Below are 24,784 nucleotides of genomic sequence, written 5' to 3' on the forward strand. Positions count from 1 at the left end.
CTGTTGGGAATCTCGTTTTAAAACAATATTCATGCTTAATTATAGTCTTTAAGCAATAAACTGTTATCGTCTATTGGTTGTAGTTGATCAATAACTTGTTTGTCTAGCTCGAAGAACTTTTTACGCTTTGGGTCTTTATGCCAACCTATTACCCAATATAAAGCTTCTGCATAAGCAGTGCTTTTGATTAATTCGTTCTGTTCATCACGAGTACGATTTTTATTAAGCCTTAAACTTTCCATTTTTGCACAAACTTCAAAGAGTTTCTTTTCGATTTGATGTTCTAATTTGACTGTCATTGTTATTCCACACCTTATTTCTAATAGCCCATTTAAGTGGCTTTACTAAATATCAGATCGACCATATCTTTAATCGATTGAGCTGTCTCATAATCACCGCGCTTTAATGCAGATTGATATGCCTTTCGTTCAGGTTCCAAGCGCTCAGCTAAATCTTTTAATGTTTCAGCTTTAATTGATGGCTGCTTCGCCGTGGCAAGGTGCTTATTCTGTATAGCCAGCCATTCAAAAATTTTACGTGCATCCTTGTATTGTCCAAGGTTCATATTCTTATTGGTTGGTAGCGTTGCCGATGAATCCTCAAACTCACCTTCAAAGATCAGACCTAAAAAGTTTTTGTCATGAGCATCTGCAGGAAAGCTCATTTCTGTGCCTAACTCATCAGCATCATTAAGCAAATAGAGTATCAGGCTTTTCTTAGTCCCTCTTACTCGAATGCCAGCATGAACATAGCGCTTTCTTTCAGCTTTTTCTTTTTGATCAGTCATTTCAGTTCCTACATTTATTTGCTTACTTTTTTATATTCTTGACGCAATTCGATTAATGGAATTGCGCAATGTCTTGATGTCAGTCTTGCAGTTTGATCATGCGTCATTTGGGATTTAAACCAGCCATGAACTTGATTCCAATGCCAACGCTTCCCATCGCTATGCTTAGAAAATTCAATTTTCTCTTTTAGATCACCAGCAGGGTGTGCATAGATTAGGAATTCGGCATCTACTGGCGCAATATCTAAAATTTTAGATGTATTGTTTAGACCGCCTACTTTTTCAATATGGTTCGTCATACAAATTTCATTATTAGAGATTAAATTTTGTGGAATGAGTTGGTTTAAATCAATTCGCTTGCTGTCGTTAATCAACCAACATTTCATTTGGCTTAGTATTAAAATATATAGAGCATATTCTAATGAATTTAGTTCGGCACGACTTGCGATATTCACCACAATAATTCCTGAAACAGCTCCTATCAAATGAGCTTCATCAGAATTCTGTAAAAGCGTCTTTTCATTGCCTTCAAATATAGAAAGAGCCTCTTTTGAATACAAACTAAATTCAATCGAATCCGCGTTACAACATTGGTTTAAAATCGTATGTAACGTATCTTTATCTGAACTAAAAGCCTTAGTTTGATCAGTTAGGGGATAGCTGATAAAACCTTTCTCAAATAGCGATACAGCTGAGTATTTCACATCTTGTTTGGATACACCAAAAAGACTAATAGCACTCTCAGCTAAAGTATCAAAATTAAATAATTGAGTAGGGGGTGTCATAGTTTTGACTCACATTGAAGTTATTTGGAATTAACAACAGCTGCATGTATTAGCGTCTACATGCTCATCCAAAACATACGGCTTGGCATGTACTAAAACATCACGTAAAAACACATCTAAATCAGCCAATCCACCAGCAGCAGAATGATGGCCACCACTACTACGGCAGAACTGTTTAAGAATTACAGCGCTATCCATTTTTTTAGCATGAGAACGAATAGAAACTTTCACGCCGTCACTAAGCAGATTATAAATCATCACAAAAGGCACAGTCGGCTCTGCAATAAGCGTTTCACCAATTAAATTGACATGTTCTTGATTGGCATTCACCAGCGGGAAGGTATGGCCAAAAGCGGTCACAGTTTGACGGCCTTTTTTGATAATGAAACTTGAATGCCGATTTGCTTCAACCAGTAGTTTTTCACCGATAAATGCAAGTTGTTCTAATTTTTCAGCAAAATAATGATCAAATAGATAAATACAGTTTTTAGTGGCTTCTTGATCAAGACTCGCATGGATTCCTTTCACAATATTACGTGCGTTTGGCAGTTGGAACGTATATAGATCACCGTCTTCAATATAATTAATAAAATTTGGTGTTTTCTCGCCATTACGGAAAAAGTCCCATGCAAGGCTTGCACCACAATATTCAATACTGCAATGGCTGTATACGTGTCCAGTATTCAAAACTTGTTCTAAATCCAATAAAGCAGATTTATGGTGGTCAAGCATCACGACAAATTCAGCTTGATTTAAGATTGCTGTCATTAACTCAGTCGGGTAAGAAAAGTCTGCAAAAATAATTGTTTTGCCATTAAGATTTTCAAAATCATCAAAGATTGATTTCCCATAGGAACCAGCAAGATAAGTTGCTTTATCCTCCAGCACAGAGTAAACCACCGAAGCAGCTGCAACGCCATCAGGACAACCGCCGTGATAGATCACAAGAATATCATTTGATGAACGTACTTTATGGAGTGCGTCTGCAGGGGTTAATTCATTCCCTAACAGGTCAATAGGTCGAGTCATGTTATAACCTTCGATGTCGAAGTTTATAAATTCGCTTGGACTAAATGGTACAAGTTCACCATCATCAAATTTAAAATTTACGCCGTTGTAATAAACGCCTTCATACTGACTCGATTTGAGTTCTAAGTTCCCATAAGTAAAATTACTGATCACTGGCATTTTTTTAAGCATTCTTTTTTATCCTAAAATTATTGATCAATTATAAACATATACCGCCAAAAATCAAAGCTATGTCATTGATTCAACGACATAGCATGTCGTATTTATTAATTAACACTAATCTCGCGGTCACAAATAATTCGATGAACTGTACCTTTTAAAGCCAAATACAATTCTAAAACTGAATTTACAAGCGTTTCGATTGGCATATCCTCGTAACGCTCCAGAGCACAAAATTCAAAGCCAATTATCGCCAAGAAATCTTCTTCAAATTGTGCAGAATTATTTGTTTCTGCTTTTTCAAAAAATTCAATAATTTTAGTGCATTCTTCTAAGGTTTCACCTGTCGAGCAAATGAACTCATTTAATGCAGTGTGTTGCATTAATTGATCAGCATAACCACTTAAAGGATTGGCTTTAAAATGTTCATTTGTTCTTTCCAATTGAGCTTCATTCATGATTTTATTTCCTGTTGTTGATAAGCAGTGAATAGGGTCTTAAAACAATTCTTCTTCTGATTCAACAACCAGTGCATAGACAGGTTGTAAATCAAGTTCATTTGTTGGGGTGTGAATATCCAGCATTAATTTATATTCTGGTTCGCTCAGCATCTTAACTTTGTAAATTTCAAAATGACTATTGAATTCAGCAACACCAGTATCTTCATTGATATATAAATCTTGATACACGGCGCGATTTGTCAGGAATAAATCAAAATCAGATTTGATCTCACCACCATCCAATAACTCTTTTTTTTCATGTTCTTTAAACATGCAAACTTTAATTTCTTCAAAAGATTTATTTTCAATAAGAAAGGAAGATTTTGATTCTGGGGTGCTGTACTGGCATTGAGCTACGTCCAGCATTGCGCGGTTATGGAATTCAATTGATTCTATAAAATCTTGATTGAACAATTTTTCAGGCACCAAAAAAATATGATGATGGTTTGCTACTGTTGAAACATCAAGATTCCAGCTTCCTGCAGTTTGCGTGTATGAAACTAAAACAGGTTTAAGAATTATTTGTTTACGCTCTAACATAAAACTCTACTCTTGGACTGCGCCGTGAATTTTCCATATTTTAATTATAATCATATACCGCAAATATATAAAGTAAGTTATTGTAATTCATTATTAAACATTATGTGCTTTTTAAAAAATATTCATAAAATAACCCACCATTCGGGCGGAAAACTTCAAGTTTTAAAAGTATTTATGTCTGATTTCTACGCGAAGCGGCACAGATTGCGCAAGCAAAATGTGGGCGCAGCGTAAGCGGAGGGGGTAAAGCAAAATAGTTATTTGTGGAGATCAAAAAAAGACGACTCAGAAGGCCGTCTTATATCATTAAACTAAATTGCTTGGTGCATTAGTCTATATCATCACAATATTCTACATCGATATTATGTTCACATTTAGGACAGTTCAAATAAGTATCATCGCCACATTCCATAAGACTCAGTTGCTTTCGCTCGAAAGCTTCTCCGCAGGGTGAACAATAATAAAGTCCCAAACGCAAAGCACGTTGCTGTTCTGAGTTGAAATTTACTTTAGCTGCTAGGCTCATATTTAATCCTCACAATCAAATAGGCATGAATGGCAAGGCCCAGAACGATCTGCAGATGCTGGCTGATGAATCGTATAGATATCAGAACATATTGAGCATTCTAGTAAGCCATGCTCTAAATTAAAATTTTCAATCTCAGTTGAAATGCTATGATTTTCTGCTGACTGTAATGTTTCGATTATTTTATTCAACAAATGTGCCAAAAAGCGGTCATACAATTCTTCATTTACTGTCGAATAAATGGAGAATTTACCCATAAGCTCTTTAATTTCTAGTGAACCTTGCGTTGTTAAAAATTCGGCATTTGGGCCTACTGTGCAGCAACCTTCACCAAGAAAAAAATAAATGCCATTTAGCCAACCTTCTTCAATTGCAATCCACGCTCTGCAAATTTCCCCTAGATAAGTACCAGTAGGTTTTTTAGCATCTGATTTATTTAACCAGCGTTTTGAAAGTGCTTTAAACTTTGTTTTATTACATGCAGCTGTGTCTGAATCAAACGCTTTAAATGCAGTTAGCCCTGCCTGAGCAATTAAATCTGCATCTAATGTTAGATGACTGGCAAGCGTACCAATCAAGTGATCGTAGTTTGATTTCTTTGCTTCATTTGTAACTTGTTCAATTTCATCTGTTGTCCACTGGAATTTATGTGCTGATCTTTCAAAATAACCCAGTAATGAATATGCATTTGAATCAATGCCAGCCAGATCGCCACGCGCATATTTTTTAGGTGAAAAAAGGTTCATTTTTATAATCTCTATTCCGATGTTAAATATTATAATTTAATTGGGTTTTAAATCAATCAAGTGCATGTAATATATAAACATTTGTTAAAATTTTGTCAAAAAAAGCCCTGAATAACTGGGGGGTGTTGCTCAGGGCAAAACTTAAAAAAATGCTGTAACTCGCAATCGGATGAATTACAGCAATTAAGAACGGTAGTCTCCAACAACAGGAGGGTGAGCTAAGACTACCGTATTGGTGATTCTTACGTTCTGTAAGAATAATGATGTTCGTTCATTTCAAAATCCTGTGGTGCATTATGGGGATAATCCATATTCACATCGCTTTGGTGATGATTAACTTGTTGATGTTGGTTGCCATAACCACTTTGGCTTCGACCAGTATGCTGTGAATGTGGGCTAGATACGTTGTTTTGTCCACTATGAGGTGCTTGGCTTCGTCCTGTAGATTTCTGCTGTTGACCTTGAGCGTTGTTTTGTTGATGTTCTTGATGTGAGTAACCACCTTGACCATTATTTTGCTGACGGCTCTGCTGTTGGCCTTGAGCGTTGTTCTGTTGGCTGTTTTGGTTTGAGTAACCACTTTGACCATTATTTTGCTGACGGTTCTGCTGTTGACGGTTCTGATTTGAGTAGCCACTTTGATTATTTTGGCTTTGGTTTTGAATCTGACCAAGTTCACCTTTGATTACAGAAAAATCAGCTACTTTGATTTCTGCTGTCACGCGGTTATTTCCGCTTTGATCTGTCCAACTGCGGTATTCCAATGCACCAACAACTGAGAGCGAATCACCTTTTTTAAGTGCTGATACTAAATCAGCTGACACACCATAAAAAATGCATGTATGCCATTGAGGAATTTTATTTTCGCCTTTGCCTGAATTTGTGCAAAGAGAAACTGTTGCCTTGCGACCGCCATCTGGAAAGTGGTGGACTTCTGTATTTTTACCAACGTGACCCAAAAGAAAAAGCTGATTCATTGTTTGCATGGCCGGATTCCTATATTTATGCAAAAAAACCAAACTGTTAGGCGATTGAATGAATCCCTAACCTTATGCAATCATTATAACCATATACCGCAAACCTAACAAGTAAAGTACTGTAAGTTATCTGTAATTAAACGTAAATATATTTTGTATTGCACAATACAATTTTAATTTATTAAAAAAAACCCTGAATAACAGGGGGGTTATTCAGGGCAAAACTTAAAAAAATGCTGTAACTCGCAATCGGATGAATTACAGCAATTAAGAACGGTAGTCTCCAACAACAGGAGGGTGAGCTAAGACTACCGTATTTGTTTAGGCTTTAATAAAGCCTTTAATTACGTTGGTTCTGTTGACCGTAACCACCTTGGCCATTATTTTGTTGACGACTATGTTGTTGGCCTTGTCCGTTGTTCTGTTGGCCATTTTGGTTTGAGTAACCACCTTGACCATTATTTTGCTGACGGTTCTGCTGTTGGCCTTGGCGATTATTCTGACCTTGGTTTTGAATCTGACCAAGTTCACCTTTGATTACAGAAAAATCATCTACTTTGATTTCTGCTGCAATACGGTTTTGACCATTTTGATCAGTCCAACTACGGTATTCTAATGCACCAACAACTGAAAGCGAATCGCCTTTCTTAAGTGCTGATACTAAATCAGCTGACACACCATAAAAAATGCATGTATGCCATTGAGGAACTTTATTTTCGCCTTTGCCTGAATTTGTGCAAAGAGAAACTGTTGCCTTGCGACCGCCATCTGGGAAGTTATGGACTTCTGTATTTTTACCAACGTGACCCAAAAGAAAAAGCTGATTCATTGTTTGCATGGCCAGATTCCTATATTTATGCAAAAACCAAATTGTTAGGCGATTAATTGAATCCCCAACCTTATGCAATCATTATAACCATATACCACAAAGCCAACAAGTATCTAAATGTTACCTTGAGTAATATCATGTAATTAGTGCTTTTAAAAACATTTATATAGGTTCCAGTATCCGAAATTAAGACCATATTTTTTTAACCAGCTCATTCTCTGAAATCCAAGATAACAAGCGTGAGCGTGTTATCAGGAGCGCCAGCGGAGCCGCACTTTTTAAGGTCGCAAAAATGCCCCAATAGGGGCATAAATGTGTAAATAAATTAAGAATTCAAGTCCATAAAAAATGTTTCAACTAAAAAGTCATGGATTTCATAACGTTCAAAAAGTCCAGATAGCATGAGACGATACTTATAATCGTCATCATGACCGTAACCAGTTCTGACTGAAATTTTTTTTATTTCAGTTTCATCAAAACCTAATTTAATTAAATAAGCTTTGGTTCCTTCATAAGCAGCTTTATATTTTTCGAGCGTTTTCTTGATTGTTTCTAGCAAGCCCAGATTTTGATCTAACATGTCAATGCACATATATTTATCATTTAGCTTCTGAATTAAGTGCGAAGTTGCATGATCTGACAGCTGTATATTTTCACCCATTGACCCTGCAGCATAGTCGATAACGTCCAATCCGATCTGCTTTGCTAATTCTTCACATGATAGGTTGTCAGGGAAGCTGAATGGATAGTTTAGTGCCATTTCAAGAGCGATTGTGATGATGCCCTGATCAAGTTCAGGCAATTCATCAGGGATTTCACCATCAAATTCAAATCCGTCAAACCGTCCGACATATCCATCAAGATCATCATAGGCAATCATTTCACGCTCAAGTTTGAGTGTTACAGGGAGTTTATAAAAACTTTGTTTACTGGTGGGGCAGGAGGTGAGTGTAAGACCCTTTAAATCGGGAGTGTATATACGAGACCAGTATTCATCATTATGCATTCTTATAGCATAATCATTTGCTTGACCTGACGTTGTAATAGGCATGATCTTTATCCTTAATTAATCAATTAACTTCGAAATACCACTCATATTGTTTTGAGGGTTTTTATCTTTCGAGCGATAGTTATGACTAATTAATCCCTTTGCATATTCCATCATGAAAATACAAAAATCCTGCTCAAAATCATTTTCCGAATTATTATATAAATGATTGTATGCAAAAATCGAATAAGCCAAGGATGCTTCTTGAATTGTGAATAATTCATCACTGAAATTATTTGGATTAATTAGATTGATTTCATTTGATTCTGAATCAATCATTCTAAAAGGAATGCCTGCAGATAAATGGTCTTTAAAGCGAACGGGTACAGCTGTTTCTATAATGTCACCAATAGATGCTTTGTATCCTAAGCAGTCGAGGCGAGAAAAAAAATCTGGCAAATGTTGCTCAAGTAAATTTTGATTACTTTGATTGATATAGAGCGCTTCAAATAATTGCTGATTTAGAGGCGTGAACCCATAGAGGCGTTCAATTTTTAATTGCGGCAATAGCTCAAGTTCAAAATTTAAAGGATTGGTTTGAGTATTCATGAATGGTCTCCGTTGCTGGTAAACCATTATAACCATATACCGCAATACTTAAAAGTAAGTGTTTGTAAAATAATGACAAGTGTTGTTAAAGTATTTGAAATACAAATAAGGTCGCACACATTAAAACTAAAATAAGATCATTCATTGCCATATTCTTATAGTTTGAATGCCAGTACATCAATACTAAAACTGATCTGCTTGCTACCACCAGAACAACTATACTTTTTAAGGTAGCAATATCGATAGCCTTGAATAAAACCATAAATGAGCTAATGAAAAAAGCTAATGTAAGAATAAACGTAATGATAGATAATAATTCTCTAGCCTTGTTAGGATTCTCAGCGCAATTTTGGACTTCTTCATTTTCATCAAAAAATCTTAAGAATTTTCCTTCTTTTGGGTTCCACTTTACAGTCATATTTATAAGCCTAAAATAATTTTAATAAGACAAAATCTTTGCTTTTTTAAGCAATTCCGCATAAACGCTAATAGATTGAGTTTGAATCATGATTGCCTTCTTTTGTAGTTCTACAAGGTGCTCATGAGCAGAAGTGTCAGGCAAAAACTTATCATAAGGTTTTGGAATGGCTTTTGAAATTTCCTCTTGTATTTCAGTCGCTTCATTATTTAATTTAAACCAAGAAACATACAGTTTTCCAACTTCTGAATAATCATAAATATCGCCCGTCATATCTAATTCTTTTTCATACATTGAGCCACTGCCTGTAAGTAACCAAGCATAATTTACACACAATATATCAGCAATTTTTTCAACGGTTTTTTTCGCAATCTTATCTTTTTTCCACTGTGTAGGAGCCGATTTAGAATTGCCGATCTTACTTGTTAAATCGCTCCAAGTCAGGCGAGTGCCGGTCATTTCTTTGTAAGATATAAGTGCTTCGTCAATTCGGGAAGCTATTGGATAATCAATTGAGTTTGTCATAGCTAAAAGTAAATAGGACTTGATTTAATAATATCTTAAAATCATTATGATTTATTTATATTTTATAAATAAATTTAAAATAAGATAATAAGTGTCGATTATAAACATTAATGTTTGAATAAATTATAGACCGATAATAGGTCTATAATCATATTTTAGCTAATCAGTATTAAAAACGGACTAAAAATTTAGCAAATGTATGCTTTTCCATATAGTCACCGCTTTTAAAAAACCTTGATGCAGCAAAAAGGAGGAATTAAGCCTAAAGTGATATTAATATTCAAGTATCCTTTTATCTGAAAACACGGCGTAAGCCACTGGCTTGAAGGCGTTAGCAAGGACACTAATAAACGAAAGAAGAATTTTAAAAATTAAGCTTTTGCGTATTTTTTTGAGCGTAAGCGGAGGGAGAAGTCGCGCCTGCCTTGGTCAAGCACGACTTAAATTCCAAAAATCTATTTATTTTAGGCCGTTTTCTCTTTTGCCCAAGTCGCAAATGCACCATCTTCATTACAAAATATTGAAACCAAAAACCAATCTCCATTAGGCTTTACTGGTTTCCAATCACTAGCATCAGAACTTTCAACATATTTTTGCCAAACTTTAGAATCTTCAAGCTCTAAAGATTTTCTGATTGTTTCAATATTTAACTCGCGCTCTAAAGCATTCCATTGTTCAGTCGTGCAATGTTCAGCACCCTTACCAATTACTTCATCCCAATATTTTGTATATTCAGAGTGAGACCAATAACCGTATTGATCACGCACTACCTCTGCCGGCTTTAATTGATTTATTTCTTTAATCTGCGGGGAAGCAAATCCTTTTTCAGTTCTTTCTTTTACGAGAATGGTTTCACGAACAATTTTAGCTCGTTCAATTGCAATTGTTGCTGCATGTTCCATATCTTTTGCCAGAACCCATTGAATGACATACTCAGAACTAAGACTATTAGAGGTTGTTTCACCTTTATCGTTGAATTTAAAATTACAAGGTTCTCTAATACTGAGCTTAATTAAAAATTCCAATTCACCGCATTCATTGTAAAAGTTTTGAACAATTTCACCGGCATCTTCTGCAGTATGCTTATCACTACGAATCTTAGCAAGAACACCCTTTATTGCAGGGCATTGAGCAGCAAGATCATCGCTTATACATTCACTGTATGCATCTTCTAAGAAATCTTGAAAGTCTTCTGATACTGTATGCTCTAATGTAGCTGTTAGTGCTGGTATATGAAGAATCGAACTAAAGTTAACGTTACCTTCATACATACCGCTTAATAGTTTGTAGGGAAATTTACTCATGAATTTTCTCTTACCATTTGAATTTAGAATAAAATCTATTTTGATATAAATAAACAATAACCTAATGTTTATTTGTAGATAATACATTATGTCTTTTAAATTAAAATAAATAATATTAAAATGATTCATGAATGTTGATATTTTTTAAATTCTTGGTAGTTGAGTTTCTTCATGTTGAGTGATGTAAAAGAGCAGAGAAATTGGCTGATTAAATTTGTTAGAGCAACGAACTACTCATGCTTAGGTATATTGGTTTTAGTTTCATTACTTGTGATTTACCTGTGCCAAGAATTTGCAGGATTTAAGTCGGCTCCAGCTGCTGCTTTGGTTGTTGCCGTCTTAGCTTGGTTGGTTATATTTATCTCTGAATATTATGTTTTTTTATTAAAAAACTACAGGAATGAAACGATCACTCATATTTACAAGACACTAATCAAGAGAATACCTTATTAAAGTATCCAACTAAGACAAGAATGGGTGTCCAAGTAGTTGTTGATTTGGCAATTTATCGCACATGCGGTTTTGAGAGTGGCATGAGGAAACAAGAAAAATTAGGGTTTCCAGCCTATCGCACATGCGATTTTTAGAAGCGATGTTTCTCCAGCATCTGCTACATCGAGTGATCTATCGCACATGCGGTTTTAGTTGAGCTTGGGTCTTTCCTCTAATGAATGTTCCCAATGTCCTGTATATGAACCACCACCAATGTAAACATGGTAGTCCTCATCCCTTGTAAACCACTCGCAATATCTGTCATCCATAGATGGTTTATTCACAAAGAAAGTCTTTAATCCAGATGCGTCTGTTGCGCACCATTTGAATTTTTCAGGTATACCAGACCAACTATATTTGCCCATTAAAATACTCAATTATTGATTTTCATATTCATCTTGCAAAACTTCCCAACTTTTAGATATTGATGTCTGAGCTGGTGCTTTATCGAGACCAAGAAGCTCAGCCAGATTTTGCTTTAATTTGTTTAAATGCTTTATGTCTTCTTCATGTTCAGAAAAACCATCAACCATGGCTTGTCCAAGATCGAAGGGAACTGGTTCAAAATTTTCAATTTGATTCCGAAGATTGAAAATTAATTCTTGTTTATCCAATTCGTCTGGTTTTACGGCGGTGCATGGTGAAGCAGTCTTGATTTTATGAAAATCGATTAAACTTACAGAGTTTTGTTTATCAGTGGGGAGTTGATCTTTAAAAAGCTCGACTAATTCTTTTGATGATAGTCCAGCATCAATAATTCGTATTTTAGAAAGTTCTTCATTTTGCATAAAATCACCTGTCTATTGAATACTGTGAAATACATCATCGCCTAGCATCTTTATTTGGACGTCTAATAATTGGCGATAAGTAGCTATTTCAATTTCATTGTAGTGATATTTTAAACGTTCATTCCTTTTTGGCCCATCCACAAAACTTTCTCCACTTAAAATTAAGCACATCATTGAGTGGGAATGGCTGCGAATTTCAGCATAGTCATCAGGAACCGGTCTATTGGTTTCTTTTAACTTAATCTCGCTTAGATTTAAGGTATGTACAATATGATCGAATAGGGCGAAAGCCTTTTGATGATCTATTCCTTAATGATCTGAGCGTTGCAAACCTCATCCATTGCTGCTTCAAGCAATTCTTCCATTGCAAAAATTGATGCATAGGCATCTGATGCGTAAGTCAAATCATCAATATACTTATCATAAGTATTGAAGGCTAAATTGATCTTAGTATGCAGTGAAGTGCTCAACATCTTCGCATTTTGAAATTTCTGCAGGCACTCTTGAATAAAATGATACCGTCTCATTAGCACTGAGGGTAACGTCAGGTTATCAGTAGACCACTCCCAACCATCAGCCAGCGTTTTAATTTCTGGATTCAAGTATTCACCATTTGAATCAACATCAAACAGATCAGGATTGCCGGAAGGGTGGTGGCGTCCTTTTTTTCGACAAATAGCAAGTTCGAATCGAAGTTTTTCAGTATTTACGATAGTCATCTAAGCAATATCCTTTAATTAAGGCTCTACAGATTAAATATTTTTAAGCTACATATTGAGTTGGTTTAGAGAACTTAAGTCGCGGGGTAAGATTGCTCACAAAAGATATGGCTTCAAAATCACATGTAAACGCGCTCACGATGCTTTTGTTGAAAACACCATCATCTACTACCGCAGTACGATGAACGTCAAAATTAGAGCAATACATGCCATCAAATGCTAGACCTTTATTGTAGCGGAGCTGCCCAATAAAAATAAACGTTTGTTTGTTGTTTACGGCGGTGAATAGTTCATATTTTTGGCGCTTTTCATTCTCTAGGTTGCTAACGACCTTAAAGCTGTTTTTTGGCTTACCAACCAAGAAGCGCCATAGCTTACTGATCTGTGTAATTGTTAAGCGCGAGATATCATAAACCAATGTATTACGCTCTGATGGATGACTTTCAGCATTTGCGTTATGAATAAAATATTGCTCTTGATCGATACCAGTCAGATATAACAATTCAATGTAATCTTGGTCTGTAAACATATCAAACTTACGGAACCGGCTAATGCGGCATTGCTTTAAACGAATCTGTAAGTTTTCAGGATAAGTTTTCCACTGGTATTCAGTGGCCCGTAACGCGATGCCTAATTCTTCCTGAAAAACCCGCTTTACAGAAAGCTCAGCTGCTTCAAAATTATTTAATAAATGACCATAGCTGAAAACAGGCTGGATACTAGATTTCTGCCAATGCGGGTTATGCATTTCAATTTCATTTTGAGTTGGTCGTTTATCTTGTGAGAAAGTCAGTTTCAGTACGCTTTTTTTCTCGCAGTTGAAATCTTGGTATGCCGGTGCAAAATCTTTATGAAATTCTGCTTTAAATTTTCCGCGAATAAACTTTGATAAAGTTGAGCTATCAAAGATATTGAACTTTTGTTCATTATTCAGAACATCCAAAGTAAGCGGGTACGATTCCTCTTTACCTACACTTGCTGTCGGCACATGATAATCCGTACCTACAACAGGGAAGCGCTGATGTTGGCGGCTAAGGGCTGAAAGCTTACGGTTTCTACCTTCTGTAAACTTATATTCAACATTGATGCTCTGGAGCCACTCGTAGAAAGACGGCTCAAGTGAGTGCTGCAGTACTTCATCAATCACTAAGCAGTCAGGTTTCCCGCTGACCGGATGGTTAGGGTAGTCTTTTTCCAAGTTGGTTGACCAAAAATCTATTAAAAACTTCTCTGGACAGATAGCTTCATTCTGACGATAGAACTGACTGAAATGAATAGGTAGGCCTTCATAAGAAATACCAAGGATAACAAGAGGCTTAAAACCAAATTCTTCTACGCCGTGAACTAAATCGGCGCAACGCACGATGCCAAATTCAGAAGAATCAAAAACACGCTTACTAATTTGTGCTGAAAGACACTGAACACGTAAAGTCATTTTGAAATACCTTATTAATATCATTAATTTATGAGGTTAATTATAACTCAAATATTATAACCATATACCGCAATTAATGTAAATTAATGAAACTGTATGTAATTAAAAGTAATTTTATCAAAAACACCACAGTAAAACTCTAAAAAAATCAATCACATATTGTTTTTTCAATAAATTAATCTTTAAGACGGGTACGCCCAAGAGAAAATTGTTGAATAAGATAATGACTAGAGATACGATAGACCCTGAAATTTCGCAATTTATTTGCTAATTCAACCTCTTTCTTAACATTTTTATGTTTCGTGATGATGGTTGTTTAGCAAAGCTAAATTTCCGTCATCCGAGCGCAATCGGAGCACTATCCTCATGAATTTAATTTCAAATTTTGTAAATAAATCATTCTCTGCTGTTTTCATGTTGTCTATAACTTCAATGGTTTTAGCTGGTTTGATGATTGGTACTTTAACTAATCATACGATTCTTGGTTTTGCTTCTGTTTTTGTTGGTCTTTTAGTTTGCTATATGTCTTATGACTATTTGCCAACTCAACATAAATCGTTCATTACTTCAATTATCGTTAATTGTTTTAAATTTCAAATCTTTTGCTGTTTAAGCTTAGCTTCTTTGATTGCTGCAGACTTTACTTTTGATTTGTCAGTTACTGACTCATCTTTATACGGTCTACTTACTTTCATTGCCACTATTTCGACAATTTACTTTAGTCTTAAGACTTTTAGTTTTGCTCGAAATGTTTTTGATTTAGCTGCTCACGCTTCTGATCTAAAACTAAAAACAGTTAAAAAATTATCGACTAAAACTCGATTCTAAAATCTCTACACTAAAAAGCCATTCAAATATTGAATGGCTTTTTTCTTTTAAGAATTTAAGTTGATCGTTCTAAATGAATAGTTTTTATTATTCACCTAAAAAAATAGCAACCTCGCACAAATTGCACAAGGTAACTCCACGCTTTAGCTTTAAAACGCTATTTGTTTCTGAATTACAACGACTACAAACCAGTTTCTTTGAAATATTGATAACTAGCATGGAGACCTTCAATTTAAATTTCAATGCTCTACATTAGAGGTAGAAGGGGCCATATTCCAAAGCTCATCAGAAAAAATAACCGGTATTCCTGCAACGCGGCTTTTGAAAAATTTCCCACGCGGTGGTTTATCACCTCGTTTTAGAACATGTCGTAAATAAAATGAAAATGGAGCTTTAGATTTATTAGCAGTACTTCCAACTTCTAAACTTTGTTCTGTAATAAATGGCTCAGCATTCCATTTTCTGTTTTCTCGCATCACATCTTTTAAAGTATCGATAGATTTCTTTGAATAATTCATAATTTAATACCTCTTAAAAAAAATTACTTATGCATTACTTGCAGAAAGTATCTGTAAAGTTATTTTTCCCTGAATATTTTTCGCCTAAAGCACCTTTGGTTTGAGGCTTAGGATTACCATAAACTGTCTTATAGCGAAATCTGCTTTGGTCTAAGGCAGGCGCGTACTCATAATCAGAGTCTCGTGTGATTCTTTCAATTAGTGTAACCGTCATAGCTTTACAATCAATTTTGAGCTTATTCTCAGTCGATGAATTTGACTTATATACGCTTTCCTCAAATGACTTAAGTGATAGCTCCCCAACACCAGTATTTTTCAATGCGTTTAGTTGATCGGTTTTCACATAGGTAGTAGCAAAATTTAATTTTGATAAACCTTCTAAATATGTCCAATCTTTCATTTGAGGATTTTCAGGTTTTACATCTGAGTCTTTTAAATTACAGTGTTTGCTGAAAAAATTATCGCCTACAGGAAAGGTTCGCCATAATAAATTGAGTGAATTCGGTTGAGTAGGGTTGTAATAAAAATCTTCCGAATTTGACTCTGTTGAATATTCAGAATAGCTATTATCTTCATTGGTTTTCTGAATTTTTGGCTTCTGACTTAGCTTACTGTAGTAGTTGGCCGCCCGATGATTCTCACAGTCTAACCGGTAAATAGATTCAGATTCACTTCCACCATTAAATGTGCTCACAGATTTCATTCGGATAAATGGAGATTTTTTATTTTCTCCTTCCGTTGAGATATCAATATACTGAGTCAGATTTTCACTAGACTGTTCTTTATTCCATTTTGGAGTTTGCTTTAGTAGTTTGCTGTATTCATTATCAACTGTGCTTTCACAACCACTTAACACTAAAGCAGCCGCTACTAATGATAATTTTAGTTTTGAAGATTTTTTTAAAAACAACATTGCTTGATCAGCGCTCATCTAGTATTACACTCCACGTATTTAATTTTTTAACTTCTTAATTAACTTTTTAATAATACAATTTAGGGCTTATCCCGTTTTCCTGAGCCTTAATAAAAACCCACTATGATTGAGCCTTTATTGAGTAGAAATTGGTGTTTTTAGGTAGACGTAATTGCCGAAGCCATTTGCTCGAATAAAACACCCGAATTATTACTTTCAATTGTTAAAGGGTAATTGTCTGGGTGGTTTAGATTGCCTTGATGCCAGTCAGAACGAAATTCTTCTATGGCTTGATGAGCTAATGCCACGGCGTTATCTATGTGCATTGGTTCATCTGGCAATAAGTGAACTGGTTTATCAATTGCCACGGCTAATGCAGTTAAGTTGTTCCAAAGAACGTATTCGCCTTTAACTGTGCCATCCTTCGATAAAAACAGGATTTTTTGATCTTCAATTTTTATAGGCTGTTGATTGTTCGCAATAGATGGATGGTTACTTGACCCATCTTCATCTACCCAACAAATTAAACCATCCACATCAGAGAAATATTTCATGATTAACCCATTTCTGGTAAATATATTAAAAGAATAATTTCTGGGCTACAGCCAACATCGCTTTATATCGTGTAGTAAGAGCTACCTCAGACCAACCTTCCATTAATTCAATCTCAGATAGTATTTGGCTATTTGGCTCCTTTGGCATCAATACAAAATCTTCATATTTAGATTCAGCAGCTGCAAGCCAGTACGTCCATTTTTCTTGAATAGATGGGTCAACATATTGACCAATAGAACTTGGCTTATTTCCATTAATTTCATCAGCCGTTATACGGCGCAACAACTTGTCTGTATCGACAGGTTGCTTACTTTTTTCAGTTTCAAATTTAACCAAAAAATTTTCAAAACCGGGGCGTTCTATTTTGATCAATTTTTTTGAATCCATGAATACTCAGTCCAATGCAGTGTAAAGTCTATTATCTAATGACTTTTTTAATTAAAAAGAGCCTATTAAGGCCCTTGCAATAATATTAAACATTCACATATTCACGAATGGTTAGCTTAATTCTATTACGACTCAACTTTTTCGCAACAGCTGATGTATAAATTTGGCCACAACAATCATATTCATGTTCGCAGTGCGTTGAAAACCCCTTCATTAGCGAAACTAATGCAATACGTTGTGCTGTTTTATCAGCCAATTTAACACGACCAATATATGTGCGAGTCTTAAGGTCATGCCCAGCGTCATATCCTTCTTTGACAAGAATTTCATTAAATACAATATTTTTATTGTTTATTGGATGGGTAATTGTTTCTTTTGGAATAGGTGAAATTTTCATGTTAGTAATTCCTGTTGGCTTGATTGTATTATAACCATATACCGCTAAACATGGAAGTAAGTTTATGTAAAATATTATATTAATATTTACCTCCTAAAACCGCGTGTGCGATAGACTTCAAAATGAAGCATCCTCGGAGACCCAAAGAAGACCTATAAACCGCGTGTGCGGTATATGTTGAACAACACTCAAAACCTTACCGAATTCATTTTTGTAAAATCGCGTGTGCGATGCGTTACGTTGGTGATGCTCTCAAAGTCATTCGAGACAACCTAAAAACCGCGTGTGCGATATGTCTCTGGTCGGAGTTTAACTTAGCTCTAATTATGTCTTAAAATATCGACCCAATAATTAAACCAATCACCACATAAACAGACATTAAACCAAGAGTTACTGTCATTTTTCTTTCAGCATCAATACTGTATTCATCATTGTTAATTTTGGTTGTCGATATCTCATCTTTGACTTCTGATTTAAGAATTTTATCCTTAATCGTTCCAGCAATTAAGCAAGCTACTGGCATAAAAATAAAAGCATAAATGTAGGGGAGCTGTCCTTTCTCCGCACTCATGAAGTTATATCTTTGTTCCATATTAAAAACCAGCAATCCAACAACAGAAATTGTCACTGCCAAAATACCAATATTATATTTCAAATGTACATAATTTTTAACACTCAATCGGCAGGCTAAGTCTGTTAAAGCACCTGATGCCATAATCATGTTGAAGCAAATTAAAAATAACGCTGCGAGTCCAATCTTGCGATCTAATCCAAAAACGTATTCCATGAATAAGCAAGCTATACCCAACATTATAAAAATCGCTATATTCATAATCAGGCCAAAAGTCATACCTGTTGAAAACTTCTCTTTCATGAATAAGTCTACTGCTCCTGATTTCGAATACATGGTTTTTACTCCGACAAACTAATTCGTGAAAGATACATTTCTTCTCTTTTGGCATCTGGGAATTTACTATCTACATCTGAAACAATCTGATTCGGTATCATCGGTCGTAAAATAGCGTAATCAGCGTTTGTAATTTTCCCATCTTTACCTAATTCTTCTACTTTCTTTATGAATGCTTGGCCATCACTATGTAGGCTTGCTGCAATCAGAGCTGATGAAACAATTTGGCTTCGTCTATCACCTATAGCAAGTTCTTTTAACTCTTTGGAGTCTTGATACATCGAAAACGCCGTGAAACAACTAATTACACTCAAAATACCGAATGCAATGGCTGTTTTTATTTTACGCTTGTAGGCCAAAAAAGCTGATAGCAATATCAAAAACAAGACTGCAGAAACTATACTGAACATATCTCCCCCATATTAATAATAAAAAAATCACTTAATGAATATATAGATTGATTATAACCATATACCAAATATGCCAAGTAAAAAAATGTTAAATTTGCTTTTTAAACAACCTTATAGTTTAAGCGACCGCCGTAAGAGCGAGAACTTAATTTTAAAATTTGAACATCACCCTGCGAGGTCAAATGCCACTTGCGTAAGCAAAGTGGCTGCTTAGCGTAAGCGGGGGCGGCACGGGCTTGTTGAATACTTCATTTAGCTAATTCACAGGGAAAAAAAATACACCCGAAGGTGCATTCTAATTATATGTGTATTAACACCATTTAGCATTCATAAATTCTTCAAATGAATCGAGTGCAAAATATTCGGTAGAACTTAATAAGTTTTTAGCTAAAGACTTTTTATACTCTTTCCAGTCGGAGCATTGATAATCTAGACAACGCAGTGATTTGACTAACTGAAAGTATGATTGAGTTTTTGCCTTTTCTACAGTTGATTCTCTTGCTTTCAAAACTTCATTTAAATAGAACTCTTGGCTTTCCCGTGATGTATCCTCACATTTATTATAACGATCAATTACACCCTCGTAATTTGCTTGAACAAGCATACGTGCAACCAAATTAAACGCAATTTTTTTATCATTGCCTTGTTTCCAATATTCATTAATTTCTTTAAAAAAGATTTTATCTGATTCAGACAATTCTTTCTCAATCACTAGAGAATCTTTAACTTGAACGACCCAATGATTAAAAACAGGGCTATAACCAATTGCGCCTGCAATAACGTTACAGTTAATTGCCATTTGTTCTGCTGTGATGATGAATGCTGACATGGTGAATCTCCGTTGCTGATGATTCATTATAACCATATACCGCATAATACCATAGTTACATTATGTAAATTATTGTTATTCAATGCTTTTAGGAAAATAATTTAATTGGTGCTGTAAATTTAATTTATAAATCATTTTTAAAAAAGCTCTTACTACTGCAACACAAAACCATTTTGCGTAAGCATAAATGGCCCCAGCGTAAGCAGGGCAACCCCTTAAAAGTTTTATAAAAAATGATGATTTTATTTGTAAAGAAATTACATTAAATAACAACACATAAAGCGGTATATGGTTATAATAATCTTATAGGCAATTAGGTGCTCCAAATGAACAATAAATTTTATTTTACAACTGATGTCATCAAACAAAATGTTGAACTTTTAAGCAATATTTTTCGACTTGCGGAGCATCTGCAATATCCATGTTTCCCTTCAAAGCTTCCTCAGATCGAAGATATTCAAGCTGAATTTTCCCGTGTATTAGGCTTTACCGATTATTCTGATTTATTGGAAAATGGTGATTCAAACATGGGCATAATGCAATATGGAACACACACATTAAAATCTGAGTTTCAGGGTTTTAATTTTGAAGAAAAGGAAAATAAAGACTTTGCTAACTGCATGTTTCGTTATGCTTTATTAGAGTTTGATGGCAGTCATTTCGCTAAATTAATGTCTGGACTAAAGCTAACTGGTATACCAATGGATATCATTGCTCACTTAAAAACTATTGATAAATACAATATTCCATCTATGGGCCTATATAACCATCCTTCATTTCTTGTTGAGTATTATAAGGTTTTACTTGGTATGCGTTGCTTTGACTATCTTGATTATTCAAGTGTAAAAGTACCATTTGAAGACTTAATAAAATTAGAAGAATTAACTGAGAAAGAAATAGTAAAAATAAAACACATTCTTTTTGAAGGAAACTGTACCTCAACTGAATATTCTTCTAATTATCTAACTGATAGCTACTCTACAGATTTAGAAAACTTAAAATTAAAATTTAATATCAATATTAATGTTTGCACGGCAATTATCACTGAGTTTGCTGTCACTCATACTAAAAAAATTACCCAAAAAATTGATGAAACATACGGCTATATGTTGATGCAAAACATGAAGTTTTCTATAGGTGTCTTTGCTGGAAGAAAAAATAATTTTTATAATAATGCAGTAAAAAACTTTACTTATGGTGTTGATAATAACGATGTATTTGATACATCGCATAATCATTTTTATGAATATTTCATCTCACATTATGCATCTATATATTTGAATGCACTCAATGAGCTTTACCGATCTAAAGGGCATTCTGGCTCAAAGTTAGATTTGTCAGACTTAACCTTAGACATATTTGGGCGAATGGGGTCGAGTATTGGAACAAACTATTTTAAAGACTTAGCGAATAAAAAACTCTGCGTTAACTTTAGTGATGAAAAATATACTTATAGCTGGATTTAAATTTTAAGCTACATTGCCTTCAAGCCTAAATCGAGCGCTTCTTCTATGTTTTTGTCAAAACGGACAGCGATACTTTTAACTTTGGATTTTAGCACTGACCATGCTTTTTCAATTGGATTTAAATCTGGACTGTAAGCAGGCAAGTACATGATTCTACAGTTAAAGTCTTTGGCTAGTTTTTTGATATCTCCGTTCTTATGAATCGAAGCGTTATCTAGAATCAGCAGATGTCTTTTGGTCTTATCTTGATTATCTTTGGTTAAATTTTCAAGTAGATATCTCAACCATCCCGTGAACATTGCTCGATCGCATGAACCTTGAAAAATCAAAGGGTAAAGGAACTGATACGCTGAATTAGACCTCACAGCACTGATGATACTTAATCTTTTACCATGACCACCCAATTTTAAAGCAGCGCAACGACTGCCTAGTTTAGACCAACCATATTGCGCTGTATCTGTGGTGTTTATCCCAGACTCATCAATATAAAGAATCTGATCTTCCCCAAACTCCTCTTTCCATTGCGGAAGAAACCAGTTGAATACAGCCCTTGTTATTTTGTCGGCTTGCTTATAGAGAAAACTCTTTTTTTACGTGTCCAACCAAGTCTATGAATGGCTTTTAACAGGGTTGAGTAAAGGATTGGATACCCAAACTTTTGTTCAAATAAAGGGATGAGATCTTTCACTTGAGAAAATTCAGTAGTTTCAATAAAGTGTTTGAAAGCATCCATATCCTTGATTTTAGTGGGTCGACCTGCATTGATTTTAGGCTGTTTCAATTCTCCAGTGGTGTTTTGAAGAAGAATCCAATCATCCAAAGTGGTTCTAGATATTTTAAAGGTTTTACATGTATATGATTTGTGATTATTTTCTTCATAAAACTGCATGACTTTTTCACGTAAATCCACTGAATATACTTTAGGCATGATCTTGAACAAATTAATTTTTTATCATTGTATCCTAAAATAAGATTGCAGCTATATGAATCACTACAGGCCAAATTAAATGCAATGGTTTTTAATGGATTAAAAAGTAATAAAGATTTTCTTTCAATTGCTCTGCGCCAATACATATATACAACCTATACAACAATCCAATTTTTTGAAAAATTTTGGCCTATTTATACTCAATTTACAGATAGCATTGATAAATAAGTATTTAAATATTTTAAGGAAGAAACTATGGAATCCAATCAGCAAAAGCTTATCACTGCTCTAACACAAGCAATTGAATTGGCGAATCGTGACATAAAGTTATTTGGCGAAAAACTTACTGTTACGCATGAGTTTGAAACAATACATCAGGCTCCATACTCAGAATTTTCTATTGTTTATACCTGTCCAATAACAGGCTTAAGCTTTAAACAAATGGATGCAATGTTATGGAATGATACGAATGATATCATTTCAAATGGTATTGAATCCCCAGAAATCAGAGATTATGAGGATTCTAAAGAATTTCAAAACCAAGACTATCTTGTGCTTAATGACCAAAATGAATGGGTCGTTATTAAAGACCCCGATCTATCAAGCCTTATGGGAGATTTAGGCGTTATTTATCGCAATCAAATTCAAGTTTCTGATTATTTACCAGATTGGCAAAACATGGTGGTTAATCGAATAAAAAAAGACTACTAGACTACTAATTAAATATTTAATTCTTCCCATATTGGTTCAATCAATATGGTTTTTTTGCTTTTCAAAATTGCTATATGAAGAACACCCAATCAGTCTGGTGACTAAACTTTAAAATATCTGATAATCACTCTCTGGCCACAAAAAACAGGCCTTGGCCTGTGATTTATTTATTATGTGCTAAGACCAGTCTTAGATAGTCCGATTGCATAAGAGAAGTAGGCAAGGACTTAACATTTGGGCAACCAGATAAAAACAACTCTCTTAAGCGCGACTTACCAAGGTTATCTGGTATTTCTTGCAGCTTTGAACAATCGCAGATTGTTAAACTTAGTAGTTTATCTAAATTAGAAATGCTTTCTGGGAGAAACTCAATTGAATGACAGGTTCGGATGTGCAAGAACTGTAGTTTTTTCAACTTACTGATCTTATCACTCAACTTTATTAAAGAAGGACAGTTCCAAACAGTAAAACTAAATAAGCTTGGTAACTGCTCTATAATATCGCCTATGAGCGTTAAACGATTACAGTCTAATATCTCTAGCTCAGATAGCTTACTAAGCTCTGAGAGCGATTCAGGAAGTTCTGTGATGTGTGGATTTGAGATCGTTAACTTGGTGATATCATTCACGGCGGTATTTTCAGGAATTGTAATCCCATTTTTATTCGCCCAATTCAAGAATTGATTCATTTTCAGCAACTCTGTTTCTAATAATTTTATATTACCATATACCGCATATTTAATAGTAAGTTATTGTAAGTTATGTGATTAAATATGTGAATAAAAAAAGACCTCTAATAATTTAATAGAGGTCTTTTTAGTTTTTATGGAATTATGAATAAGCGCATGACCAATGTGACTAATGAAAATGCAACCACTCCATAAATAAAGTGAAGGGCAAGATACAGTTTTTTTGACATGAAGAAATTATTAGAACTTCGTTTTATATCGTTTTTATCATGAACAATATTAGGTAACTCATCATTAAATACAAAAGGTCTTCTAATGATGCTTGAAACAAACATGCCAGAAAACAAAATTAAAACTAGAATGCCTTGGCCTATATATTCTTGTGCCAACGGAAAGATGCCTATTCGGTAATTCATAACTCCCGCAAAAGTAGAAAATGCGATAAGTGAGCCGATGATCATTCCCCAATCCCATTTTCGTGTCTTCATTTTTGCAACCATTAAGACAATGCTTCTAAATAAGTTGCTGGAGAATATGCTGATATTAAAAATCATCACTAAAATGATTACTGTACTGATAGGCGGTTCCATTTTTAACCAAACACATATCAAGTAAGGGATAATAAATAAAACGACTATCAATAAATTAATTAGCAGTGCAATACTGATGCCTGCGCTGATACTTTCTTTTTCTAAAAATAAAAATTTGCTCATACGCAATAATACTCTGTTCCTATACTCGATTGGCCCTTAGCGTACCGTCTAACTTACTAAGGGCCTTATGGCAATTATACTATGCGTTAAGCCAATCTCGTTCAAAAGATGCCATTTGCTTGATCACTAATTTTGATGATTGGTTAAGTTTATCTTTGGAGTGATCATTAAAATGAATACTGGTGTAATTGCTTGTCAGTGAAAGACGCATATCTATCTGAGTTCCACAAACACGCATAATCAAAGTTTGTTTTTCATTAACTGGTTTTTCAATTTCTTTGTCATTTCGAGTGACCCAACCACTTTGAGTAAGTTGTGCTGCAACTGCATTAAATACATCTGTTGAATTAATCATTATAGTACTCCATTGTTGATACT

35 protein-coding genes are annotated in these 24,784 nt (G+C 34.7%); 4 read left to right on the forward strand and 31 right to left on the reverse strand.

The features are described from left to right. Window positions 1-35 precede the first annotated feature (35 nt). The 15 genes from AMD27_RS17085 to AMD27_RS18370 all read right to left on the reverse strand — a co-directional run bounded on the left by AMD27_RS17085 (window position 36) and on the right by AMD27_RS18370 (window position 10,851). The gene (locus AMD27_RS17085; protein ID WP_067663644.1) at window positions 36-299 is read right to left on the reverse strand and encodes a hypothetical protein; all 264 of its coding nucleotides are present in this window, start codon (window positions 297-299) and stop codon (window positions 36-38) included. A 32-nt stretch (window positions 300-331) separates the two neighbouring features. Further along, a complete protein-coding gene (locus AMD27_RS17090; RefSeq protein ID WP_067663647.1) occupies window positions 332-787 on the reverse strand; it encodes a hypothetical protein in 456 nt (151 codons plus the stop codon). Window positions 788-801: 14 nt separating this feature from the next. Further along, window positions 802-1,572, reverse strand: a complete 771-nt coding sequence (locus tag AMD27_RS17095; RefSeq protein WP_067663650.1) for a DNA topoisomerase — start codon at window positions 1,570-1,572, stop codon at window positions 802-804. A 30-nt stretch (window positions 1,573-1,602) separates the two neighbouring features. After that, a complete protein-coding gene (locus AMD27_RS17100; protein WP_067663653.1) occupies window positions 1,603-2,772 on the reverse strand; it encodes a hypothetical protein in 1,170 nt (389 codons plus the stop codon). 95 nt (window positions 2,773-2,867) lie between these two features. Beyond that, window positions 2,868-3,218 carry a hypothetical protein gene (locus AMD27_RS17105; RefSeq protein ID WP_067663656.1) on the reverse strand — a complete coding sequence of 117 codons (351 nt, stop codon included), beginning with the start codon at window positions 3,216-3,218 and terminating at the stop codon, window positions 2,868-2,870. Between the two features lie 39 nt (window positions 3,219-3,257). Next, the gene (locus AMD27_RS17110; RefSeq protein WP_067663659.1) at window positions 3,258-3,800 is read right to left on the reverse strand and encodes a hypothetical protein; all 543 of its coding nucleotides are present in this window, start codon (window positions 3,798-3,800) and stop codon (window positions 3,258-3,260) included. 328 nt (window positions 3,801-4,128) lie between these two features. Continuing rightward, entirely contained in the window at window positions 4,129-4,326 is a 198-nt protein-coding gene (locus AMD27_RS17115; protein ID WP_067663666.1) for a hypothetical protein, read from the reverse strand. Between the two features lie 2 nt (window positions 4,327-4,328). Continuing rightward, window positions 4,329-5,072 carry a hypothetical protein gene (locus tag AMD27_RS17120; protein WP_067663670.1) on the reverse strand — a complete coding sequence of 248 codons (744 nt, stop codon included), beginning with the start codon at window positions 5,070-5,072 and terminating at the stop codon, window positions 4,329-4,331. A 242-nt stretch (window positions 5,073-5,314) separates the two neighbouring features. After that, window positions 5,315-6,058, reverse strand: a complete 744-nt coding sequence (locus tag AMD27_RS17125; protein WP_067663673.1) for a single-stranded DNA-binding protein — start codon at window positions 6,056-6,058, stop codon at window positions 5,315-5,317. A gap of 331 nt (window positions 6,059-6,389) precedes the next feature. Then, on the reverse strand, window positions 6,390-6,887 hold the full coding sequence (locus AMD27_RS17130; protein ID WP_067663677.1) for a single-stranded DNA-binding protein: 498 nt from the start codon (window positions 6,885-6,887) through the stop codon (window positions 6,390-6,392). Window positions 6,888-7,203: 316 nt separating this feature from the next. Then, complete coding sequence (locus AMD27_RS17135; RefSeq protein WP_067663680.1) at window positions 7,204-7,929, reverse strand: hypothetical protein; 726 nt, start codon at window positions 7,927-7,929, stop codon at window positions 7,204-7,206. A gap of 15 nt (window positions 7,930-7,944) precedes the next feature. Next, the gene (locus tag AMD27_RS17140) at window positions 7,945-8,475 is read right to left on the reverse strand and encodes a hypothetical protein (protein ID WP_067663683.1); all 531 of its coding nucleotides are present in this window, start codon (window positions 8,473-8,475) and stop codon (window positions 7,945-7,947) included. Window positions 8,476-8,560: 85 nt separating this feature from the next. Further along, entirely contained in the window at window positions 8,561-8,893 is a 333-nt protein-coding gene (locus AMD27_RS17145) for a hypothetical protein (RefSeq protein ID WP_067663688.1), read from the reverse strand. A gap of 21 nt (window positions 8,894-8,914) precedes the next feature. Continuing rightward, window positions 8,915-9,418, reverse strand: a complete 504-nt coding sequence (locus AMD27_RS17150; RefSeq protein ID WP_067663691.1) for a hypothetical protein — start codon at window positions 9,416-9,418, stop codon at window positions 8,915-8,917. Between the two features lie 464 nt (window positions 9,419-9,882). Then, window positions 9,883-10,851 carry a hypothetical protein gene (locus tag AMD27_RS18370; RefSeq protein WP_171254883.1) on the reverse strand — a complete coding sequence of 323 codons (969 nt, stop codon included), beginning with the start codon at window positions 10,849-10,851 and terminating at the stop codon, window positions 9,883-9,885. A 42-nt stretch (window positions 10,852-10,893) separates the two neighbouring features. Here AMD27_RS18370 and AMD27_RS17160 point away from each other — a divergent pair, with 42 nt between their 5' ends. Continuing rightward, the gene (locus tag AMD27_RS17160) at window positions 10,894-11,175 is read left to right on the forward strand and encodes a hypothetical protein (RefSeq protein WP_067663694.1); all 282 of its coding nucleotides are present in this window, start codon (window positions 10,894-10,896) and stop codon (window positions 11,173-11,175) included. Between the two features lie 416 nt (window positions 11,176-11,591). Here the strand turns inward: AMD27_RS17160 and AMD27_RS17170 are convergent, their stop codons facing one another. The 3 genes from AMD27_RS17170 to AMD27_RS17180 all read right to left on the reverse strand — a co-directional run bounded on the left by AMD27_RS17170 (window position 11,592) and on the right by AMD27_RS17180 (window position 14,156). After that, window positions 11,592-12,002: a hypothetical protein gene (locus tag AMD27_RS17170; RefSeq protein WP_067663698.1), complete on the reverse strand. Its 411-nt coding sequence runs from the start codon at window positions 12,000-12,002 to the stop codon at window positions 11,592-11,594. Window positions 12,003-12,304: 302 nt separating this feature from the next. Beyond that, window positions 12,305-12,721, reverse strand: a complete 417-nt coding sequence (locus AMD27_RS17175) for a hypothetical protein (RefSeq protein ID WP_067663700.1) — start codon at window positions 12,719-12,721, stop codon at window positions 12,305-12,307. Window positions 12,722-12,764: 43 nt separating this feature from the next. Further along, window positions 12,765-14,156 carry a hypothetical protein gene (locus AMD27_RS17180; protein WP_067663701.1) on the reverse strand — a complete coding sequence of 464 codons (1,392 nt, stop codon included), beginning with the start codon at window positions 14,154-14,156 and terminating at the stop codon, window positions 12,765-12,767. A 366-nt stretch (window positions 14,157-14,522) separates the two neighbouring features. Here AMD27_RS17180 and AMD27_RS17185 point away from each other — a divergent pair, with 366 nt between their 5' ends. Then, the gene (locus AMD27_RS17185; RefSeq protein WP_067663703.1) at window positions 14,523-14,984 is read left to right on the forward strand and encodes a hypothetical protein; all 462 of its coding nucleotides are present in this window, start codon (window positions 14,523-14,525) and stop codon (window positions 14,982-14,984) included. 239 nt (window positions 14,985-15,223) lie between these two features. On the opposite strand, the gene AMD27_RS17190 is transcribed toward AMD27_RS17185, so the two are convergent. The 8 genes from AMD27_RS17190 to AMD27_RS17225 form a co-directional block, all read right to left on the reverse strand. Next, window positions 15,224-15,502: a hypothetical protein gene (locus AMD27_RS17190; RefSeq protein ID WP_067663706.1), complete on the reverse strand. Its 279-nt coding sequence runs from the start codon at window positions 15,500-15,502 to the stop codon at window positions 15,224-15,226. Between the two features lie 34 nt (window positions 15,503-15,536). Further along, on the reverse strand, window positions 15,537-16,433 hold the full coding sequence (locus tag AMD27_RS17195) for a hypothetical protein (RefSeq protein WP_067663708.1): 897 nt from the start codon (window positions 16,431-16,433) through the stop codon (window positions 15,537-15,539). 140 nt (window positions 16,434-16,573) lie between these two features. Then, window positions 16,574-16,969 (reverse strand): hypothetical protein, encoded by a 396-nt coding sequence (locus tag AMD27_RS17200; protein WP_067663709.1) that lies wholly within the window; start codon window positions 16,967-16,969, stop codon window positions 16,574-16,576. Between the two features lie 25 nt (window positions 16,970-16,994). After that, window positions 16,995-17,357 carry a hypothetical protein gene (locus AMD27_RS17205; protein ID WP_067663713.1) on the reverse strand — a complete coding sequence of 121 codons (363 nt, stop codon included), beginning with the start codon at window positions 17,355-17,357 and terminating at the stop codon, window positions 16,995-16,997. 85 nt (window positions 17,358-17,442) lie between these two features. Beyond that, a complete protein-coding gene (locus AMD27_RS17210; protein WP_067663721.1) occupies window positions 17,443-17,754 on the reverse strand; it encodes a hypothetical protein in 312 nt (103 codons plus the stop codon). Window positions 17,755-18,085: 331 nt separating this feature from the next. Further along, window positions 18,086-18,628 (reverse strand): hypothetical protein, encoded by a 543-nt coding sequence (locus AMD27_RS17215; protein WP_171254884.1) that lies wholly within the window; start codon window positions 18,626-18,628, stop codon window positions 18,086-18,088. Window positions 18,629-18,666: 38 nt separating this feature from the next. Continuing rightward, window positions 18,667-19,071, reverse strand: a complete 405-nt coding sequence (locus tag AMD27_RS17220; RefSeq protein ID WP_067663727.1) for a hypothetical protein — start codon at window positions 19,069-19,071, stop codon at window positions 18,667-18,669. Window positions 19,072-19,381: 310 nt separating this feature from the next. Further along, on the reverse strand, window positions 19,382-19,900 hold the full coding sequence (locus AMD27_RS17225) for a hypothetical protein (RefSeq protein WP_067663729.1): 519 nt from the start codon (window positions 19,898-19,900) through the stop codon (window positions 19,382-19,384). A gap of 326 nt (window positions 19,901-20,226) precedes the next feature. Here AMD27_RS17225 and AMD27_RS17230 point away from each other — a divergent pair, with 326 nt between their 5' ends. Continuing rightward, entirely contained in the window at window positions 20,227-21,366 is a 1,140-nt protein-coding gene (locus AMD27_RS17230; protein WP_067663732.1) for a hypothetical protein, read from the forward strand. 8 nt (window positions 21,367-21,374) lie between these two features. On the opposite strand, the gene AMD27_RS18375 is transcribed toward AMD27_RS17230, so the two are convergent. Beyond that, window positions 21,375-21,923: an IS630 family transposase gene (locus tag AMD27_RS18375; protein ID WP_081405901.1), complete on the reverse strand. Its 549-nt coding sequence runs from the start codon at window positions 21,921-21,923 to the stop codon at window positions 21,375-21,377. Next, window positions 21,920-22,294 carry an IS630 transposase-related protein gene (locus tag AMD27_RS17240; protein WP_067655598.1) on the reverse strand — a complete coding sequence of 125 codons (375 nt, stop codon included), beginning with the start codon at window positions 22,292-22,294 and terminating at the stop codon, window positions 21,920-21,922. Before AMD27_RS17240 ends, AMD27_RS18375 begins: the two co-directional genes overlap by 4 nt. A gap of 255 nt (window positions 22,295-22,549) precedes the next feature. Between AMD27_RS17240 and AMD27_RS17245 the strand changes: the two genes are divergently transcribed. Beyond that, the gene (locus AMD27_RS17245; RefSeq protein ID WP_067663735.1) at window positions 22,550-23,005 is read left to right on the forward strand and encodes a hypothetical protein; all 456 of its coding nucleotides are present in this window, start codon (window positions 22,550-22,552) and stop codon (window positions 23,003-23,005) included. Window positions 23,006-23,168: 163 nt separating this feature from the next. Here the strand turns inward: AMD27_RS17245 and AMD27_RS17250 are convergent, their stop codons facing one another. The 3 genes from AMD27_RS17250 to AMD27_RS17260 form a co-directional block, all read right to left on the reverse strand. Continuing rightward, the gene (locus AMD27_RS17250; RefSeq protein ID WP_067663741.1) at window positions 23,169-23,693 is read right to left on the reverse strand and encodes a hypothetical protein; all 525 of its coding nucleotides are present in this window, start codon (window positions 23,691-23,693) and stop codon (window positions 23,169-23,171) included. Between the two features lie 134 nt (window positions 23,694-23,827). Continuing rightward, window positions 23,828-24,406, reverse strand: a complete 579-nt coding sequence (locus AMD27_RS17255) for a hypothetical protein (RefSeq protein WP_067663744.1) — start codon at window positions 24,404-24,406, stop codon at window positions 23,828-23,830. Between the two features lie 79 nt (window positions 24,407-24,485). After that, window positions 24,486-24,761, reverse strand: coding sequence for a hypothetical protein (locus tag AMD27_RS17260; RefSeq protein WP_067663746.1), 276 nt, complete (start codon window positions 24,759-24,761; stop codon window positions 24,486-24,488). Between the last annotated feature and the right edge of the window lie 23 nt (window positions 24,762-24,784).

Origin of the sequence: Acinetobacter sp. TGL-Y2 (assembly GCF_001612555.1) — a bacterium.
Classification (GTDB): Bacteria; Pseudomonadota; Gammaproteobacteria; order Pseudomonadales; family Moraxellaceae; genus Acinetobacter.

Coding starts and splice junctions, on each gene's coding strand:
- AMD27_RS17085 (WP_067663644.1), bottom strand. CDS start 299: ATGACAGTCAAATTAGAACATCAAATCGAAAAGAAACTCTTTGAAGTT.
- AMD27_RS17090 (WP_067663647.1), bottom strand. CDS start 787: ATGACTGATCAAAAAGAAAAAGCTGAAAGAAAGCGCTATGTTCATGCT.
- AMD27_RS17095 (WP_067663650.1), bottom strand. CDS start 1,572: ATGACACCCCCTACTCAATTATTTAATTTTGATACTTTAGCTGAGAGT.
- AMD27_RS17100 (WP_067663653.1), bottom strand. CDS start 2,772: ATGCTTAAAAAAATGCCAGTGATCAGTAATTTTACTTATGGGAACTTA.
- AMD27_RS17105 (WP_067663656.1), bottom strand. CDS start 3,218: ATGAATGAAGCTCAATTGGAAAGAACAAATGAACATTTTAAAGCCAAT.
- AMD27_RS17110 (WP_067663659.1), bottom strand. CDS start 3,800: ATGTTAGAGCGTAAACAAATAATTCTTAAACCTGTTTTAGTTTCATAC.
- AMD27_RS17115 (WP_067663666.1), bottom strand. CDS start 4,326: ATGAGCCTAGCAGCTAAAGTAAATTTCAACTCAGAACAGCAACGTGCT.
- AMD27_RS17120 (WP_067663670.1), bottom strand. CDS start 5,072: ATGAACCTTTTTTCACCTAAAAAATATGCGCGTGGCGATCTGGCTGGC.
- AMD27_RS17125 (WP_067663673.1), bottom strand. CDS start 6,058: ATGCAAACAATGAATCAGCTTTTTCTTTTGGGTCACGTTGGTAAAAAT.
- AMD27_RS17130 (WP_067663677.1), bottom strand. CDS start 6,887: ATGCAAACAATGAATCAGCTTTTTCTTTTGGGTCACGTTGGTAAAAAT.
- AMD27_RS17135 (WP_067663680.1), bottom strand. CDS start 7,929: ATGCCTATTACAACGTCAGGTCAAGCAAATGATTATGCTATAAGAATG.
- AMD27_RS17140 (WP_067663683.1), bottom strand. CDS start 8,475: ATGAATACTCAAACCAATCCTTTAAATTTTGAACTTGAGCTATTGCCG.
- AMD27_RS17145 (WP_067663688.1), bottom strand. CDS start 8,893: ATGACTGTAAAGTGGAACCCAAAAGAAGGAAAATTCTTAAGATTTTTT.
- AMD27_RS17150 (WP_067663691.1), bottom strand. CDS start 9,418: ATGACAAACTCAATTGATTATCCAATAGCTTCCCGAATTGACGAAGCA.
- AMD27_RS18370 (WP_171254883.1), bottom strand. CDS start 10,851: ATGAATCATTTTAATATTATTTATTTTAATTTAAAAGACATAATGTAT.
- AMD27_RS17160 (WP_067663694.1), top strand. CDS start 10,894: ATGTTGAGTGATGTAAAAGAGCAGAGAAATTGGCTGATTAAATTTGTT.
- AMD27_RS17170 (WP_067663698.1), bottom strand. CDS start 12,002: ATGCAAAATGAAGAACTTTCTAAAATACGAATTATTGATGCTGGACTA.
- AMD27_RS17175 (WP_067663700.1), bottom strand. CDS start 12,721: ATGACTATCGTAAATACTGAAAAACTTCGATTCGAACTTGCTATTTGT.
- AMD27_RS17180 (WP_067663701.1), bottom strand. CDS start 14,156: ATGACTTTACGTGTTCAGTGTCTTTCAGCACAAATTAGTAAGCGTGTT.
- AMD27_RS17185 (WP_067663703.1), top strand. CDS start 14,523: ATGAATTTAATTTCAAATTTTGTAAATAAATCATTCTCTGCTGTTTTC.
- AMD27_RS17190 (WP_067663706.1), bottom strand. CDS start 15,502: ATGAATTATTCAAAGAAATCTATCGATACTTTAAAAGATGTGATGCGA.
- AMD27_RS17195 (WP_067663708.1), bottom strand. CDS start 16,433: ATGAGCGCTGATCAAGCAATGTTGTTTTTAAAAAAATCTTCAAAACTA.
- AMD27_RS17200 (WP_067663709.1), bottom strand. CDS start 16,969: ATGAAATATTTCTCTGATGTGGATGGTTTAATTTGTTGGGTAGATGAA.
- AMD27_RS17205 (WP_067663713.1), bottom strand. CDS start 17,357: ATGGATTCAAAAAAATTGATCAAAATAGAACGCCCCGGTTTTGAAAAT.
- AMD27_RS17210 (WP_067663721.1), bottom strand. CDS start 17,754: ATGAAAATTTCACCTATTCCAAAAGAAACAATTACCCATCCAATAAAC.
- AMD27_RS17215 (WP_171254884.1), bottom strand. CDS start 18,628: ATGAAAGAGAAGTTTTCAACAGGTATGACTTTTGGCCTGATTATGAAT.
- AMD27_RS17220 (WP_067663727.1), bottom strand. CDS start 19,071: ATGTTCAGTATAGTTTCTGCAGTCTTGTTTTTGATATTGCTATCAGCT.
- AMD27_RS17225 (WP_067663729.1), bottom strand. CDS start 19,900: ATGTCAGCATTCATCATCACAGCAGAACAAATGGCAATTAACTGTAAC.
- AMD27_RS17230 (WP_067663732.1), top strand. CDS start 20,227: ATGAACAATAAATTTTATTTTACAACTGATGTCATCAAACAAAATGTT.
- AMD27_RS17240 (WP_067655598.1), bottom strand. CDS start 22,294: ATGCCTAAAGTATATTCAGTGGATTTACGTGAAAAAGTCATGCAGTTT.
- AMD27_RS17245 (WP_067663735.1), top strand. CDS start 22,550: ATGGAATCCAATCAGCAAAAGCTTATCACTGCTCTAACACAAGCAATT.
- AMD27_RS17250 (WP_067663741.1), bottom strand. CDS start 23,693: ATGAATCAATTCTTGAATTGGGCGAATAAAAATGGGATTACAATTCCT.
- AMD27_RS17255 (WP_067663744.1), bottom strand. CDS start 24,406: ATGAGCAAATTTTTATTTTTAGAAAAAGAAAGTATCAGCGCAGGCATC.
- AMD27_RS17260 (WP_067663746.1), bottom strand. CDS start 24,761: ATGATTAATTCAACAGATGTATTTAATGCAGTTGCAGCACAACTTACT.